The following is a 15797-nucleotide window of genomic DNA, read 5'->3' as shown; positions in this document are numbered from 1 at the left end:
GCGACGCTTGCAAGCCGGTTCTCATGGCGGCGTTCGTTCGCCGCCCTTCGCGCCGGGCGCGAGCACGTTCGGCAACACCGGATTCTCGGGCTGCGTATAGCGCACCTGCACGAGACGGGTGATCGCAGCGAGGCTCTCCTCGGCGGAATCCCGATGTTCGCGCTCGACGGCGGCGGTTTCGTCGGCGAGTTCGGCGTCGCCGATTACATCGCGGAACCACGTCGAATAGTCGCCGCGCCGCAGATGAAAGAGCCATGTGTCTTCATCGACGCCATCGGCCAGTTCGAGGAAAAGCGTGAGGTTGTGCGCGCGCAGCTTGAGCCGATTCTCCGGCCCGCGAAAGTAGAAACTGCGCTCGGGGATAAGCATGCCCGCCGCATATTTGCGCACATGACGGCGACGCTGCGTTTTGGCCGGCTCCACGCGAACGATGCGCGGATCGCCCCAGGCGTCGCCGCTGAGCGGCTCGCGCCGCCAGACGAGCGCCTGACCGACTTCGGGCGCGTCCGATAGCCGGCGCGGCATCGCGATGCCCGCGGCGCGCGCGAACTCCTCGAGCGCTTCCCAGGCGCCGGGACCTGCGCCGATGAACACGTTGACGCGTTCGAGCACGCGCTGCGAGATCGCGTTCGGATGCACCGTCGCGAAGATGGCCGGGCCGAGTTGCTCCGGCAGGGTTTCGTCGGCGGCGTTCGCGGCGTTCGGGAAAAGCTGATGTGCCTCGTCGAACAATATCCAGTGCGGCCGCCCGTTGAGCGCGCGCGTCGATTGCAGCTCGGCGAGCAGTTCGGCGCAGTACGAAGGCCGCTCGGCGAACGCAACGTGCATCAGATTCGCGACGACAGGCTGGCGCGGCTGGCGCAGCAACTTCATGATGTCGTCGCCTTTGGGCGCGTGCTCCGCATTGCCGATGGCGAGCGTCTTTTCGAGGTTGTCGAAATCGCCTTCCGGATCGAGCGCGCAGAACTGATATCCCGCCGCGCACAGACGCTCCATGAGTCCGGTCAACAAGGTCGACTTGCCGCCGCCCGACTGCCCGGCGAGCAGCGCGACGGTGCCTTGCTGTTCGAGCGTTTCGGCGGTGTCTTCATCGCCGCCATCGCCGCTTACGGTGCGATGCCCGATCAGCAGGTTGTGCCGCGCGTCGCGTCGGCTCAGGTGTGCGAGGTCGTCGGCCAGAATCTTGTCGATGAGTTCCGCGACGCCCGCCCCGGCGACGCCTTCGAGACAGATATCCGCGTGCGCCTTCAGCACATCGAGCGCGTTGCCGACCGCGGCGCCGAACTCGCACGCGTCCAGCAGCGGATGATCGTTCTGCGCATCGCCGACGCCGACGGCATTGCGCGGCGAGAGCGCCATCGCATCGAGGGCGGCATCGAGCCCCGTCGCCTTGCTGATGCCGGGCGCGAGAATCATCACCGCGTCGCCGTTGAACACGACGTGCAGATCGAGGCCGAGTTCGCGGATCGCTTCGTGCGCCTGTTCGTCGTACGGGCGCGATGTGGCGACGAGCGTCTCGCTCACGCTCAGGTGCTTTACGCCGCGTTGCCGCATCGCTTCGACGAACGCGGCGGGCGGCGGCGGCGCGAGAAGCGTGCGTTCGCGCGTCGCCGGGTGATAGAGCACGCCGCCGTTCTCCGCGACCACATACGAAAACCGGTCGATGCCGTCGCACAGACTCAGCAGATCGTCGAGTTCGCGGCCGGTGACGAGCACCATATGGCGGCCGGATTCGCGCAGCCGGTCGACGGCGCGCCACGTCGCTTCATCGACGCGGCCATGCTGCGCCAGCGTGCCGTCGTAATCGCTTGCAACCACCATGCAGCGCATTCAAACCTCCGTCAATGTGAGCCGCGCGGTGCGCTCGCGCACGAGCCGCTCGTAGACCTCGACATAAGCACGCCCCATGCGCTCCGCCGTGAAAAACTGCTCGAAGCGCGCGCGGCATGCGCGCCGGTCGATCTCCGGCAATCGCGCGACGGCTTCGACCGCCTCGTCCTCGTCACGCACGATGAACCCGCTCACGCCATGCTCGATGATCTCCGGCACCGAACCGCGCCCGAACGCGATGACCGGCGTGCCGCACGCGAGCGCTTCGATCATCGCGATGCCGAAGGGCTCCGGCCAGGCGATCGGAAAGAGCATCGCGCGGGCATGGCCGAGCAGTCCGCGCTTGCCGTGATCGTCGAGTTCGCCGACGAATTCGACGTGCGGCGCCTCGATGAGCGGTTCGACATCGCGAATGAAGTAGGGGCGATCCGCTTCGTCGATCTTCGCCGCGATCCTGAGCGGCACGTTCGCCCGCCGCGCGATGCGGATGGCCGCGTCCGGTCCCTTCGATGGCGCGATACGTCCGACGAACGCGAGATGCTGTTCCGCCCGCGCCTGAAACGGCAGCAACGCCGCGGGCATGCCGTGATGCACGGTCGCGGTCCAGCCGGCCCACGGCATCGGCTCGCGCTGCGCATCGGAGATGGACACGAGCGGCACATCGGCGAAACGCCGGTAAAGCGCGTCGAGGCCGGGCACGTCGAGCCGCCAGTGAAGCGTCGTAACGTGCGCGGCATCGAGCCGGCGCGCGTACGGAAAGCTCATGTAGTCCGTATGAAAATGCACGATGTCGAAATCGCCGGACGCGCGCACGACGTCCTCGAGCATCGCGAAGTGGAAGGCTTGCGGATCGGCGGTGTCTTCGAGCAGTCTCACGGCGCAGTCCGAACTCGCGACGAGCTTCGCGCGTGTGCGCGAGTCGGCGCTTGCAAAGAGCGTGACGTCGTGTCCCATCTTCACGAGTTCTTCCGTGAGCCAGGACACGACGCGCTCTATGCCGCCGTAACGTCGCGGCGGCACGCTCTCATAAAGAGTGGAAACCTGGGCGATGCGCATGACCAGTTATGCGAGTGAATGCAACCGGGAACGGCAATCGTCATGCCTGCATCGGGTCGCCGGGTGCCCATTCCTCGCCGCCTCGCGCTGGATCCGCGAGCAGCGTGCGATAGATCGCGAGGTAATCGCGCGTCATGCGCTCGGCGCTGAAGCGCCGCTCGAAGCTGCGCCGGCAATCGTTGCGACGAATGGTGCCGAGTTTCTGCACTGCACGCGCGGCCTGTTCGACATCGTCGACGATGAAACCCGTCACGCCATGCTCGACGATCTCCGGCACCGCACCGCGCCGGAAAGCGATCGCGGGCGTGCCGGAAGCCATCGCCTCGATGAGCACGAGGCCGAAGGGCTCCTCCCAGCCGATCGGAAACATCAACGCACGCGCGTGGGAGAAGAGTTCGAGGCGCGTCTCGCCGCCCACTTCGCCGAGATATTCGACGAACGATTGCGAGGCCTCCAGCATCGGATATATCTCTTCCCTGAACCACGCGCGTTCGCCGGGATGCACGGCCGCGGCGATCTTGAGCGGCAGCCCCGCGCGCCGCGCGATCTCGACGGCGCGCTCGATTCCCTTCTCGGGCATCATGCGGCCCACGAAAAGCAGATAGTCGCCGCCGTTCGGAGAGAAGCGCATGGCATCGAGCGGCAGGCCATGATGCACGGTGCCGATCCAGTTGGCGTGCGGTGTGTCCTTGCGCTGGCTGTCCGAGATGGAAACGAGCGGCGCATCGGGATAAGCCTCGTAGAGCGGACCGTGATCGGGCACGAGCAGGCGGCCGTGCACGGTCGTAAGCGACGGACACGACATATACCGCTGCAATGGCAGATGAAACGGCTCGCCGTGGAAGTGAACGAGGTCGAACTGCGCGGAGCGGCGCACGACGGCGTCGAGCTGACGCAGATGATGGCTCGTCGTATCCCACACGCGTTCGTCACGCCAGAGTCCCACCGGATGTGTCGCGCGAAGGCGCGCCCGGGTCTTCGAGTCGCCCGCAGCGAACAATGTGACGTCGTGACCCCAGGCGACGAGTTGTTCCGTCAGCGCGGAAACGACGCGTTCGGTCGCGCCATAGGCTTTGGGGGGAACGCTTTCATAGAGCGGTGCAACTTGTGCGATCTTCATTTTGCGGTCCTTGCGGGCCGTTCGCTGCAAGCCCGATTGCTTGCGGATGACGGATAAGCTCGCCGAGCAATCGAAGGGCCACACGCGCGACGATCGCGGGTCGCGCTCGAAGCAGGCACGTCGCCGCCGCGATTCAGATCATTTGTCCTGGACGCCGGGCTTCGCCGGATGGCCGATTGCGCCGCCGGTGTGCTGATTGTCGTGGCCGGCGAGATATCGATCGATCAGCCGGCGCGCCTGTTCGACGCCGCCGCGCAGCGCTTCCGCGCTCGTCAGCCAGTTGGGTTCGACCGTCTCGACTTGAGGCAGAGCCACCGGCCGTCCGTTGCGGGTGACGCGCAGCTCGGGTGTCCAGTCGCCGGTTGGCGTTTGTTTCGTCGATACCTCGACGTCGTAGCCGCCAAGGGAAAAGGTCTCGGTTTTCATCGTCGGTCTTGTATCGGTTGGATCGGTTGTTTCGGGTGAACGAGGTCGCAGCAGCAGGCCCTATGCCCGACAGGCATCGAATCTGCTGTAAGCACGCATCGCATCGTGCACGACGCACGCAGCAGCGGCCTCAGGAGAAGAGTCAATGTCCGAATCGCAAGCAGGCGCCGAGTCGCCCCACCTCGACCACGATCAGCGCGAGCAAGCCGCGGATCATTCGACGCCGCATGCGCTCGTCATCCACGAAATCGTGCGCGAAGAGGGCGAAACCGCGATGGAGCGCACGGCCTCGGCGCTCATATGGTCCGGGCTCGCGGCCGGTCTTTCGATGGGTTTCTCCTTTCTCGTTCAGGCGATCTTGCAAAGCGAGCTGCCTGCATCCAAATCGCAGCATCTGATTGCAAGCCTGGGATATACGATCGGCTTCGTGTTCGTCATCCTCGGGCGTCAGCAGCTTTTCACCGAGAGCACGCTGACGGCGGTGCTGCCCGTGCTCACGCGGCGTGACTTGCGCACAGTGGGTAAAACGCTGCGCCTATGGTCTATCGTGTTGTTATCCAATCTCGTCGGCACCGCAGTATTCGCCGCGCTTCTGCAGTTCAAGGACGTGTTCGATCCCGACGTCAACGCGGCGCTCGCGGAGGTCGCGCGTGCGCCTTTCAGCGCCGGCTTCGGCGTCACACTGGTACGCGCCGTCTTCGCCGGCTGGCTGATCGCGCTGATGGTCTGGCTCTTGCCGAGCGCGCGGTCCGCGCGCCTGCTCACCATCCTGCTCGTGACTTACACCGTCGGCGTGAGCAAGCTGACGCACGTCATCGCCAGTTCGGCCGAGGCCGCGTATGCCGTGATGACGCACGCCGCGAGCATCGGCGATTACTTCGGCGTGTTCCTGCTGCCGACGCTTCTCGGGAACATGATCGGCGGGATATCGATGGTCGCGATCGTCAACCATGCGGCCATCGCGCCGGAAATCGGCGACACGCAGTAACGCGGACTCTGTCGGCCCGGAGCCGTGGACCGCTGCACCGTCAGCGGGATTTATCGCACCACGGCTGGGTCATTGCTGAACCGGCGTGGATCACGCCCGGTCGCCGCAAGTCGCGACGCTGATGCCAAATCGTTGATTTAACGGCGGAATCTGTCACTGGCACGGACAGTGCATTGTGCGTTCAACTTGTATTCAAGATTGAACTCATGAACGCGACCGCATCTGCCGGCGATCACGCACCGCTCACCGTTCGCGCACTTCTCGATGCGTACGCGCGCGGCGATACCGACCCGCAGCGAATCGCCGTAGCGACGCTTGCTCGCATCGAAGCGAGTGATCGCCCGGAAGCATGGACGCTCGTCGTTCCGGCAGCGGATCTGCAAACGACGGCAGCGTCGCTTGCACGCGAGCTCGCCGAAGCCGGACCCGCGATCTTCGAGCGCAAGCCTTTATTCGGCGTGCCGTTCGCGGTGAAGGACAACATCGACATTGCGGGCTTGCCGACGACCGCCGCATGTCCGGCGTTCGCCTATACGCCCGGCGAAACGGCGTTCGCCGTGCAGCGCTTGATCGATGCGGGCGCGATGCTCATCGGCAAGACGAATCTCGATCAGTTCGCGACCGGGCTCGTCGGCACGCGCTCGCCGCATGGCGCCGTGCAACAAGTTAGTCATCCGGAATATGTGTCGGGCGGATCGAGTTCCGGTTCGGCGGTGACGGTGGCGCAGGGCATCGTCGCGTTTTCGCTCGGCACCGATACCGCAGGTTCGGGCCGCGTGCCGGCGGGTTTCAACGGCATCGTCGGAATGAAGCCGTCGCTGGGGCTCGTCAGCAAGCGCGGGGTCGTGCCCGCGTGCAAGAGTCTCGATACGCTATCGATCTTCGCGCACGACGTCGCCGATGCCTGGATCGTGCTGCAGCAGATGGTCACTTTCGATGCGCTCGACGGATATTCGCGCCGCGTCGCAGCGCTCGGCTTGCTGCCGGATGCGCCGCGCGTCGCGATTCCCGACACGCTGGAATTCTTCGGCGACACGCACGCGGCCGACGCCTTCGCGGCGACGCTGGATCGTCTGCAACTCGAACCCGCGACGTTTCCCTTCGCGCCGATGCAACGCGCGGCCGCGTTGCTGTACGACGGTCCGTGGGTCGCGGAACGCCGCGCGGCGCTGGGCGATTTCTTCGTCACGAACCGCGATGACATCGATCCGACCGTAGCGAAAGTGATCGGCAAGGCCGACGCATTCTCCGCCGCCGACGCATTCAACGCGCAATACGAACTCACGCTGCTGAAGCGGGAGGCGGAAGCGTTGTTCAAAACGTTCGACATCCTGATCGTTCCCACGACGCCGACGCATCCGACCATCGCGCAAGTGCAGGCGAACCCGGTCGAAGTGAACAGCCGTCTCGGCGTCTATACGAACTTCGTCAATCTGCTCGACCTGTGCGCGCTCGCCGTGCCGGGACCGCCGCGCGCCGACGGCTTGCCCGCGGGCATCACGCTCATTGGGCCAGCGGGCGCGGATCGGAGACTCGCGGCATTGGGCGCGAAGATTCAGGCACTTTCCGATGCCAGCATCGATCCGCTGCCGATCCAGGAGCCAAGCATCGAGCTCGCCGTAGTCGGCGCACATCTGCGCGGCATGCCGCTCGAATGGCAGATGAAGCAGGCGGGCGCGCGGTTCATCGAAGAAACGATGACGTCGCCGCACTACACGCTCTACGCATTAGCCGATACGCAGCCGCCGAAGCCCGGACTCGTGCGCACCGGAAACGAGGGTGCCGCGATCGCCATCGAGATATGGGAGATGCCTATGCGGACCTTCGGCGCATTCGTCGCGGCGATTCCCGCGCCGCTCGGTATCGGCACGGTCACGACCGCCGATGGCCGCATCGTCAAAGGCTTCATCTGCGAACCGGCCGCCGTCGCGCCGGACAGCGGCGCACGCGACATCACTTCCTTCGGCGGCTGGCGCGCGTATCGGCACAGCCTCGTCTCTTCATCCAGCGATCAACTCAAACAGGAAGCTACATCATGACCAATCGCCGCCAGTTCATCCAAGGCGCGGGCGCGCTCGCGCTCGGCAGCGCGCTGCCCTTCGATCTCGCCTTCGGCGCAAGCAATCTCACCGTCGGCGTGATCTATGTCGGCGCGAAGGGCGATTACGGCTATAACCAGGCGCAGGCTCAGGCCGCCGCGATCATCAAGAAGATGCCGGGTGTGAAGGTGGTGGAGGAAGAGAACGTGCCCGAGACCGTGGCCGTGCAAAAGACGATGGAAGCGATGATCGAACAGGACGGCGCGACGCTCATCTTCGCGACTTCGTTCGGCTATTTCGATCCGCATGTGCTGAAGATGGCCGCGAAGTATCCAAAGGTCCGCTTCGCGCATTGCGGCGGTTTGTGGAAGCAGGGCAATCCGCCGAATATCGCGAGCTACTTCGGCTATATCGATGAATGTCAGTACCTCAACGGCGTCGTCGCGGGACACGTGAGCAAGAGCAAGAAGCTCGGTTTCGTCGCCGCCAAGCCGATTCCACAAGTGCTGCGCAATATCAATGCATTCACGCTCGGCGCGCAATCGGTGGATCCGTCTATCACCACGCACGTCATCTTCACCGGCGACTGGTCGATGCCGGTCAAGGAAGCCGAAGCGGCCAACAGTCTCGTCGATCAGGGGTGCGATGTGCTGACCTGTCACGTCGACGGTCCGAAGGTCGTCATCGAAACGGCGGAGAAGCGCGGCGCGATGAGTTGCGGCTATCACGCGAGTCAGGCCGCGCTTGCGCCGAAGGGTTATCTGACGGGCGCGGAATGGGACTGGGCGACGCCTTTCAAGGAACTCGTCACGGATGCGCAGACCAGCACGCCGCAGCCCAACATTCTGCGCGGCGGCCTGAAGGAAGGCTTCGTGAAGATGTCGCCCTACGGCGCGAAAGTCACGGCCGATGCGAAGTCCAATGCCGACGCCATCAAGACGAAGATGGCCGCGGGCGATTACGTGATCTTCAAAGGCCCGATGAAGGACAACAAGGGCGGCAGTGCCATCGCATCGGGCACGGCTTACGCGCAGACGGATATCAAGCTGGAAAGCATGAACTATCTCGTCGCGGGCGTCGTCGGGCAGATCTGATTCATTCCTTCGCGGAGCCGGCATGCGTTCCTATCCTCTGTTACCGCGCGTGGCGCTGGGCGCATTGCCCGCTTTGCCGACGTTGTGCGCGCTCATCGGCACGCTGGTGCTGTTCTCGCTATTCCTGCTCGTGCAGGGCCAGCCCGCCGACGATGCGCTCGTGCTGATCGCGCAAGGCGCATTCGGCTCGCCGTTCGCGTGGCAGAGCACGTTGCTGCGCGCCGCGCCGCTGATGCTCACCGCGTTGTGCGTCGCGTTGCCTGCGCAGGTCGGGCTGATCGTGATCGGTGGCGAAGGCGCGCTCGCGCTCGGCGGACTCGCATCGGCGGTCGTGGCGACGGTCGTGCCTGCCGCGATGCCGTGGTTCGTCGTCGCTCCGTTGATGGCGCTCGCCGGCATGATCGCGGGCGGCGTGTGGATCGGCGCGGTCGGCGCAATGCGGCAACTGCGCGGCGTCAACGAGACGATCAGCAGTCTGTTGATGTCGTACATCGCGATTGCATTGTTCAAGCATCTCGTCGAAGGACCGTTGCGCGATCCCGCGAGTCTCAACAAGCCTTCGACGCCGCCCGTTCCCGACGCCTTCTCGATCGGTTCGTTGCCGGGTCTCGACGTGCATTGGGGCTTGTTCTGGGGCGCGCTCGCGTGCGTCGCGGCATGGGTCTTCGTGCGCCACAGCACCAAAGGCTTCGCGATGCGCATCGCGGGCGGCAACAACCATGCGGCGAAGCTCGTCGGGCTGCCGGTGAACAAGCTCGCGATCGCGGCCTGCGCGATGGGCGGCGCGGCGGCCGGTCTCGCGGGCATGTTCGAAGTCGCGGCGGTGCAGGGCAGCGCGAACGCATCGCTGCTGGCGGGTTACGGCTATGCGGGGATTCTCGTGGCGTTCGCGGCGCGTCAGAACCCGTTGGCGATCATTCTGTGCGCGGTGCTCGTCGGCGGTATCGAAGCGAGCGGTTCGCTTCTGCAACGCCGCCTGGGTCTGCCCGATGCCACCACGCTCGTCCTGCAAGGTCTGCTCTTTGCCAACCTGCTCGCGTGGGAAGCCATGGGCGGTCGTCTTGCGGCGTGGCGCATCAGGCTGCAGGCGATGACCGTCGCGCGCTCGTCGGTTCGACTGGAGGGCACTCATGTTTGATGCACATTCACCCGTCGCGGTGCTGCTGCTGTCGTTGTTCGCGGGCGCCATCCGCGTGAGCACGCCGTATTTGTTCGTGAGCATCGGCGAATGTCTGACGGAGAAGGGCGGGCGCGTCAATCTCGGCCTCGAAGGCATTCTCGTATCCGGCGCGATGACCGGTTATGCGGCCGCGTATCTGTCCGGCTCGCCGTGGCTCGGCGTGCTCGCGGCCGGCTGCGCGGGGTTGCTGCTCGGCTGCCTGCACGGTCTCGTGTGCTCGTTGCCGCGCGTGTCGGACATCGCGTTCGGCATCGCGCTGATGCTGGTCGGCACCGGCCTCGCGTTCTATCTCGGCAAGCCGTTCATCGAGCCGCAAGCGCCGATGTTGTCATCGATCGATCTCGGTGCTTGGGCTTCGTCGCCGCAGTTGCATAACGCGTTGCATGTCAATCCGCTCTTCATCATCGGCGTCGCGCTGGCGTTCGCGTTGCAATGGGGCTTGCGACATACGCGTTGGGGCATGGCTTTGCGTCTCGTCGGCGAGAACGCGGAAAGCGCCCGCGCGATGGGTTATCCGATCACGCGCGTTCGCATTCTCGCGACGACGGTCGGCGGCTTCTTCGCGGGCGTAGGCGGCGCGTATCTGTCGCTGGTGTATCCGGGAAGCTGGAACGAAGGCTTGTCGAGCGGACAAGGCCTGATGGCCGTCGCGCTCGTCATCTTCGCGCGCTGGCAGCCGTTGCGATGCCTGTGGGCCGCGCTGATCTTCGGCGCAGCGGGAGCGCTCGGACCCGCGTTGCAGGCCATCGGCGTGACGAGCGGTTACTACCTTTTCAATGCGGCGCCTTACGTCCTCACCCTCGTCATCATGATCGTCAATTGCCGTCCCGACCGCACGCTCGCGGGTGCGCCCGGCGAACTGAGTCTCACGCGTTGAACCCTATTTTCATGGAGTCGAACACATGAGCCGCTTCATCGAAGCACGTCCCTATCCGTGGCCCTACGACGGCAATCTGCGGCCGGAGAACACCGCGCTCGTCATCATCGACATGCAGACCGACTTTTGCGGCATCGGCGGTTATGTCGACAAGATGGGCTATGACCTCTCGATGACGCGCGCGCCCATCGAACCGATCAGGAACGTACTCACGCTGATGCGCGAGCAAGGCTTCACGATCATTCATACGCGCGAAGGGCACCGGCCCGATCTGTCGGATTTGCCCGCCAACAAGCGATGGAGAAGCCGTCGCGCGGGCACGAACGGCATCGGCATCGGCGATGAAGGACCCTGCGGCAAGATACTCGTGCGCGGCGAACCGGGCTGGGAAATCATCGATGAACTGAAGCCGATCGAAGGCGAGATCGTCATCGACAAGCCAGGCAAAGGCTCGTTCTGCGCAACGGACCTCGAAATGGTATTGCGCACGCGCGGCATCGTGAATCTGGTGCTCACGGGCATCACGACCGATGTCTGCGTTCACACGACGATGCGCGAAGCGAACGATCGCGGCTTCGAATGCACCATTCTCGCGGATTGTTGCGGCGCGACCGATCAGGGCAATCACGACGCCGCGCTCAACATGGTGCTGATGCAGGGCGGCGTATTCGGCACGGTGTCGGATTCGAAGGCTTTGCTCGCGACGCTGGGACGCTGACCATGAACGCACCGACCAAAGCGATGAGCGTGGAAGTGCTCGGCGCGACGAAGCGTTTCGGCGCTTTCACCGCGCTCGACGACGTGACGCTCAAAGTGCGCGCGGGCACCGTGCATGCGCTGCTCGGCGAAAACGGCGCGGGCAAGAGTACGCTCGTGAAAGGGCTCGTCGGTTATGGCGTGCTCGATCACGGCGAGATCATCGCGGATGCGCGGCAGGTGAGAATCGCGTCGCCGCGCGATGCACAGGCGCTCGGCATCGGCATGGTGTATCAGCATTTCACGCTGGCGGCGGGCTTGTCGGTCGAAGAGAATTTGCTGCTCGCGCGCGGGCGATTGCCGTGGAAGATCGACTGGCCGAAGGAACGTGCCGCGCTCGATGCCTTCATGCGTTCGATGCCCTTTCGTCTGCCTCTCGATGCGCCCGTCGCCGGTCTCGCCGCAGGAGAAAAGCAGAAGCTCGAGATTCTGAAACAGCTTTATTTGCAGCAGCGTTTCCTCATTCTCGATGAACCCACGTCCGTGCTCACGCCGCAGGAAGCCGACGAAGTGCTCGGCCTGATGCGCGATCTCGCCACGCGCGGCGAGCTGACCGTGTTGATGATCACGCACAAGTTCCGTGAAGTGATGGCGTATGCCGACGACGTCACGGTGTTGCGCAAGGGCAAGCTCGTCGGGACGAGCGCGGTCGCGGATACGAGCCGCGACAAGCTCGCCGCGTCGATGATGGGCGGTGAATCCGCGAAGCAGGACGATCCCGAACTCGCCGGAATGCACCCCGGACGCAAGCTGCTCGATGCGGCTTCGCCCGTGCGTCTCGCGCTGTCCAGTCTCAACGTCGTCGATGATCGTGGACATCGGGCGGTGCGCGATGTTTCGCTCAGCGTGAAGTCGGGCGAGATACTCGGCATCGCGGGCGTATCGGGCAACGGGCAGAAGGAACTGATCGAAGCGCTCGTCGGCCAGCGCCGCGTGCAAAGCGGTGAAATGCACATGCATGGCGAGCCATACCGCGCGACGCGTGAAGAGATGACGCGGCTGCGCGTATTTGCGCTCCCCGAAGAACCGCTGCGCAATGCGTGCGTCGCGAACATGAGCATCGCGGACAACCTCGCCTTGCGCGACTTCGACCGTGCGCCGATGAAGCGTCACGGCTGGCGTCTCGATCGCCGTGCGATGCGCGAACGCGCCGAACGTCTCATCGCCGAATTCAACGTCAAACCGCCGGTGCCGGCGCGCGCCATCGGCACGTTGTCGGGCGGCAACGTGCAGCGCGCCGTGCTCGCGCGCGAGCTCGGGCAAGCGGTGGATGTGCTGATCGTCGCGAATCCCGTATTCGGACTGGACTTCGCATCGGTCGCGGACATCCACGCGCGCATTCTCGCCGCACGCGATGCAGGCGCCGCAGTGCTGCTCGTCAGCGAAGACCTCGATGAACTGCTGGAACTGGCGGATCGCATCGCGGTGATCGCGGAAGGGCGGCTGGTACACGAAACGGCTGCGAGCGGCGCGGATCGCGTCGCGTTGGGAAGACACATGGCGGGTCATGTCGAAAGCGCCACGCGCGCTGCGTCGGAGCCGCTCGCCGTTCACGCATAAAGGAGCAAGGAAGAATGAGTTCGAGCGGTCTCGGTGGATTGAACAAGTCGCCGCAAGGCATCGTCGTGGGTCTCGTGCAGTTGGAGAATCCGGCTGTCGCCACCCCGGAGCAACTGGCCGCGCAGACACGGCGCATCGTCGAACTGATCGGCAAGGCGCGCCGCAACAATCCGTCGATGGATCTGGTCGTGTTTCCCGAATACATGCTGCACGGCCTGTCGATGGATACGAACGATGCCATCATGTGCTCGCTCGACGGTCCCGAAGTGGCCGCGTTCAAGGCGGCGTGCATCGAGCATCGCATCTGGGGATGCTTCTCCATCATGGAGCGCAATCCAGGCGGCAATCCCTATAACAGCGGGATCATCATCGACGATCGGGGCGAGGTGCAACTCTACTATCGCAAGATGCATCCGTGGGTGCCGGTCGAGCCGTGGGAGCCGGGCAATCTCGGCGTGCCGGTGTGCATCGGGCCGAAGGGCGCGAAGCTCTCGCTCATCATCTGTCATGACGGCATGTTTCCGGAGATGGCGCGCGAAGCCGCTTACAAGGGCGCGGAAATCATCTTGCGCACGGCGGGCTATACCGCGCCCATTCGCCATGCCTGGCAAATCACCAATCAGTCGAACGCATTCCAGAATCTCGCGCAGACCGCGAGCGTGTGTCTGTGCGGCAGCGACGGCACGTTCGACTCGATGGGCGAAGGCATGTTCTGCGATTTCGACGGCACGGTGTTGGTCGAAGGCAGTCATCGCCCGGATGAGATCATCACCTGTGAAATGCGCCCCGATCTCGTGCGCGAAGCCCGCATTCACTGGGGCGTCGAAAACAACATCTATCAGTTCGGACATCGCGGCTATGTCGCCGTGAAGGGCGGCGCGCAGGATTGTCCTTACACGTTCATGCAGGACATGGTGCGTGGCGAATATCGTCTGCCGTGGGAGGACGAAGTCGTCGTGAAAGACGGGACGTCATGCGGTTTTTCGAAACCCGAACGCCGATACGAGGGCTGACGCCATGCCTACCCTGACCCGCGCCCGACCGTCTCCGTTCACGTTCGATGTAGCGCATACGGCGTTGATCGTCATCGACATGCAGCGCGACTTCGTGGAGCCGGGCGGCTTCGGCGAAGCGCTCGGCAACGATGTGTCGCTGCTGACGTCGATCGTGCCGACCGTCGCGCATCTGATCGAACATGCGCGCGATCGCGGCTGGCTCGTCGTGCATACGCGCGAATCGCACGCGCCCGATCTCTCCGATTGTCCGGATGCGAAGCGGCTGCGCGGCGCGCCACGAGCGCGCATCGGCGATATGGGACCGATGGGCCGCATTCTCGTTCGCGGCGAACCGGGCAACGCCATCGTCGATGCGGTCGCGCCCATTACGGGCGAGATCGTCATCGACAAGCCCGGCAAAGGCGCCTTTTACGCAACGCGCCTCGGCGAAGAGCTTGCGCGATGCGGCATCACGCATCTCGTGTTCGCAGGCGTCACGACCGAAGTATGCGTGCAGACGAGCATGCGCGAAGCGAACGATCGCGGCTACGAATGCGTGCTGATAGAAGACGCGACGGCGAGCTACATACCGTCGTTCAAGACTGCGACCATCGAGATGATTCGCTCGCAGGGCGGCATCGTCGGATGGACGGCCACGCTCGCCGATGTGCTGGAGAATTGATGGAACTGAATCGTCCGGAAACGGTGGCTGAAGTCGAGCGCGCGTTCATCGCCTATGAGAAGGCGCTCGTCGATAACGATGTGGCTACCATGAACGCGCTCTTCTGGCACGCGCCGGAAACGGTACGATACGGCATCGCCGAAGTGCAGCATGGCGGCGATGAAATTCGCCGCTGGCGCGAGACGTGCGCGCCGGTGCCGCGTTCGCGGCGTTTGCATCGAACGGTGGTCACGACTTTCGGCACGGATTACGCTTCGGTCAGCACCGAATTCACGAGCGATGCCACGCCTTTGCTCGGACGTCAGATGCAGACGTGGGCGCGCATCGGCAATGCATCGAATGCGTTCGCGGGGTGGACCATCGTCGCGGCGCACGTGAGTCTGATCGAAACGCCCTGAAGAGGCATTACACGGAGACATCGAATCAACTCGCCCAAACTCACGGAGCGCAGTGCCGTGCGCGCCATTCAGAGCGCCAATCCGCTTGCCGAGCAGGTTTATCAGCAGTTGAAGCAGGACATCTTCAGCTTTCGCCTGTTTCCCGGCGACCGCTTCTCGGAGACCGACATCGCGCAATACTACGGGGTGTCGCGTACGCCGATGCGCGACGCGCTGTTCCGCCTGCTGCGCGAAGGCTATCTCGAAGTCGGTTTCAGGCGTGGCTGGAAGGTGTCGGAGATCAACTTCGCGCAGCTCGATCAGTTGTATGACTTGCGAATCGTGCTGGAGACCGCATCGCTCGACAAACTCGCGAGCAGCGCGCCACCGCATCCGGAAGTGGATGCGCTCAAGTCGGTGTGGTGCGTTTCGCCCGATGCGCAGGAAAGCGATCCGGTCGCGATGTTTCGCCTGGACGAGGACTTTCACCGCGGACTCGTGCGCGCAAGCGGCAACGGCGAGATGCTGCGCGTGCATAACGAAGTGACGGAACGCATCCGCATCGTGCGGCGGCTGGATTTCTTGAAGCCGCATCGCACTAGCGCAACTTACGACGAGCACGCGAAAATGCTGCGCTTCATCGATCGCGGCAAGTGCGGCGAAGCGGCGATGCTGCTGCGCGCACATATCACGCAAAGCAAGCTGGAAGTGCGCAAGATCACCGTTTCCATGCTGACGGAAGCGCGCGACCGCAAGCTGCCTTTCGTCGACTGAGCGAACGGGAATGTAGCGGACGCAGACGTTCGGAATCAGCCGC

General features: G+C 64.3%; 15 protein-coding genes. 11 read left to right on the top strand and 4 right to left on the bottom strand.

Annotated elements, in window-relative coordinates; all coding sequences use genetic code 11:
- Window positions 1-21: 21 nt before the first annotated feature.
- From NCR93_RS25490 to NCR93_RS25475, 4 genes are all read right to left on the bottom strand, one after another.
- Window positions 22-1830, bottom strand: a complete 1809-nt coding sequence (locus tag NCR93_RS25490; protein ID WP_175981641.1) for an HAD-IIB family hydrolase — start codon at window positions 1828-1830, stop codon at window positions 22-24.
- A complete protein-coding gene (locus tag NCR93_RS25485) occupies window positions 1831-2886 on the bottom strand; it encodes a glycosyltransferase family 4 protein (RefSeq protein ID WP_175981642.1) in 1056 nt (351 codons plus the stop codon).
- 40 nt (window positions 2887-2926) lie between these two features.
- Window positions 2927-4006: a glycosyltransferase family 4 protein gene (locus NCR93_RS25480; protein WP_175981644.1), complete on the bottom strand. Its 1080-nt coding sequence runs from the start codon at window positions 4004-4006 to the stop codon at window positions 2927-2929.
- Between the two features lie 138 nt (window positions 4007-4144).
- Window positions 4145-4432, bottom strand: a complete 288-nt coding sequence (locus NCR93_RS25475; RefSeq protein ID WP_175981646.1) for a DUF6566 family protein — start codon at window positions 4430-4432, stop codon at window positions 4145-4147.
- A gap of 145 nt (window positions 4433-4577) precedes the next feature.
- Here NCR93_RS25475 and NCR93_RS25470 point away from each other — a divergent pair, with 145 nt between their 5' ends.
- From NCR93_RS25470 to NCR93_RS25420, 11 genes are all read left to right on the top strand, one after another.
- Window positions 4578-5420 (top strand): formate/nitrite transporter family protein, encoded by an 843-nt coding sequence (locus tag NCR93_RS25470; RefSeq protein ID WP_008346682.1) that lies wholly within the window; start codon window positions 4578-4580, stop codon window positions 5418-5420.
- A gap of 206 nt (window positions 5421-5626) precedes the next feature.
- Window positions 5627-7459: an allophanate hydrolase gene (gene atzF / locus NCR93_RS25465; protein ID WP_175981648.1), complete on the top strand. Its 1833-nt coding sequence runs from the start codon at window positions 5627-5629 to the stop codon at window positions 7457-7459.
- Complete coding sequence (locus tag NCR93_RS25460; protein ID WP_175981650.1) at window positions 7456-8553, top strand: BMP family ABC transporter substrate-binding protein; 1098 nt, start codon at window positions 7456-7458, stop codon at window positions 8551-8553. The genes atzF and NCR93_RS25460 overlap by 4 nt, the downstream gene beginning before the upstream one ends.
- Window positions 8554-8575: 22 nt before the next feature.
- Window positions 8576-9691, top strand: coding sequence for an ABC transporter permease (locus tag NCR93_RS25455; RefSeq protein ID WP_175981652.1), 1116 nt, complete (start codon window positions 8576-8578; stop codon window positions 9689-9691).
- Window positions 9684-10610: an ABC transporter permease gene (locus NCR93_RS25450; RefSeq protein WP_008346674.1), complete on the top strand. Its 927-nt coding sequence runs from the start codon at window positions 9684-9686 to the stop codon at window positions 10608-10610. Before NCR93_RS25455 ends, NCR93_RS25450 begins: the two co-directional genes overlap by 8 nt.
- A 25-nt stretch (window positions 10611-10635) precedes the next feature.
- Complete coding sequence (gene biuH, locus NCR93_RS25445; protein ID WP_008346673.1) at window positions 10636-11328, top strand: biuret amidohydrolase; 693 nt, start codon at window positions 10636-10638, stop codon at window positions 11326-11328.
- A 2-nt stretch (window positions 11329-11330) separates the two neighbouring features.
- Window positions 11331-12926: an ABC transporter ATP-binding protein gene (locus NCR93_RS25440; protein ID WP_250497447.1), complete on the top strand. Its 1596-nt coding sequence runs from the start codon at window positions 11331-11333 to the stop codon at window positions 12924-12926.
- Window positions 12927-12940: 14 nt separating this feature from the next.
- The gene (locus tag NCR93_RS25435; protein WP_175981656.1) at window positions 12941-13939 is read left to right on the top strand and encodes a formamidase; all 999 of its coding nucleotides are present in this window, start codon (window positions 12941-12943) and stop codon (window positions 13937-13939) included.
- Between the two features lie 4 nt (window positions 13940-13943).
- Window positions 13944-14603 (top strand): cysteine hydrolase family protein, encoded by a 660-nt coding sequence (locus NCR93_RS25430; protein ID WP_175981658.1) that lies wholly within the window; start codon window positions 13944-13946, stop codon window positions 14601-14603.
- Window positions 14603-15001: an oxalurate catabolism protein HpxZ gene (gene hpxZ / locus NCR93_RS25425; RefSeq protein ID WP_008346668.1), complete on the top strand. Its 399-nt coding sequence runs from the start codon at window positions 14603-14605 to the stop codon at window positions 14999-15001. The genes NCR93_RS25430 and hpxZ overlap by 1 nt, the downstream gene beginning before the upstream one ends.
- 57 nt (window positions 15002-15058) lie before the next feature.
- Window positions 15059-15754: a GntR family transcriptional regulator gene (locus NCR93_RS25420; protein ID WP_008346667.1), complete on the top strand. Its 696-nt coding sequence runs from the start codon at window positions 15059-15061 to the stop codon at window positions 15752-15754.
- Window positions 15755-15797 lie beyond the last annotated feature (43 nt).

This window comes from Caballeronia sp. ATUFL_F1_KS39 (genome assembly GCF_023630985.1).
Classification (GTDB): domain Bacteria; phylum Pseudomonadota; class Gammaproteobacteria; order Burkholderiales; family Burkholderiaceae; genus Caballeronia; species Caballeronia zhejiangensis.
The sequence above is the reverse complement of the archived record's forward strand: the minus strand, read 5'-3'. Positions and strand labels throughout refer to the sequence as shown.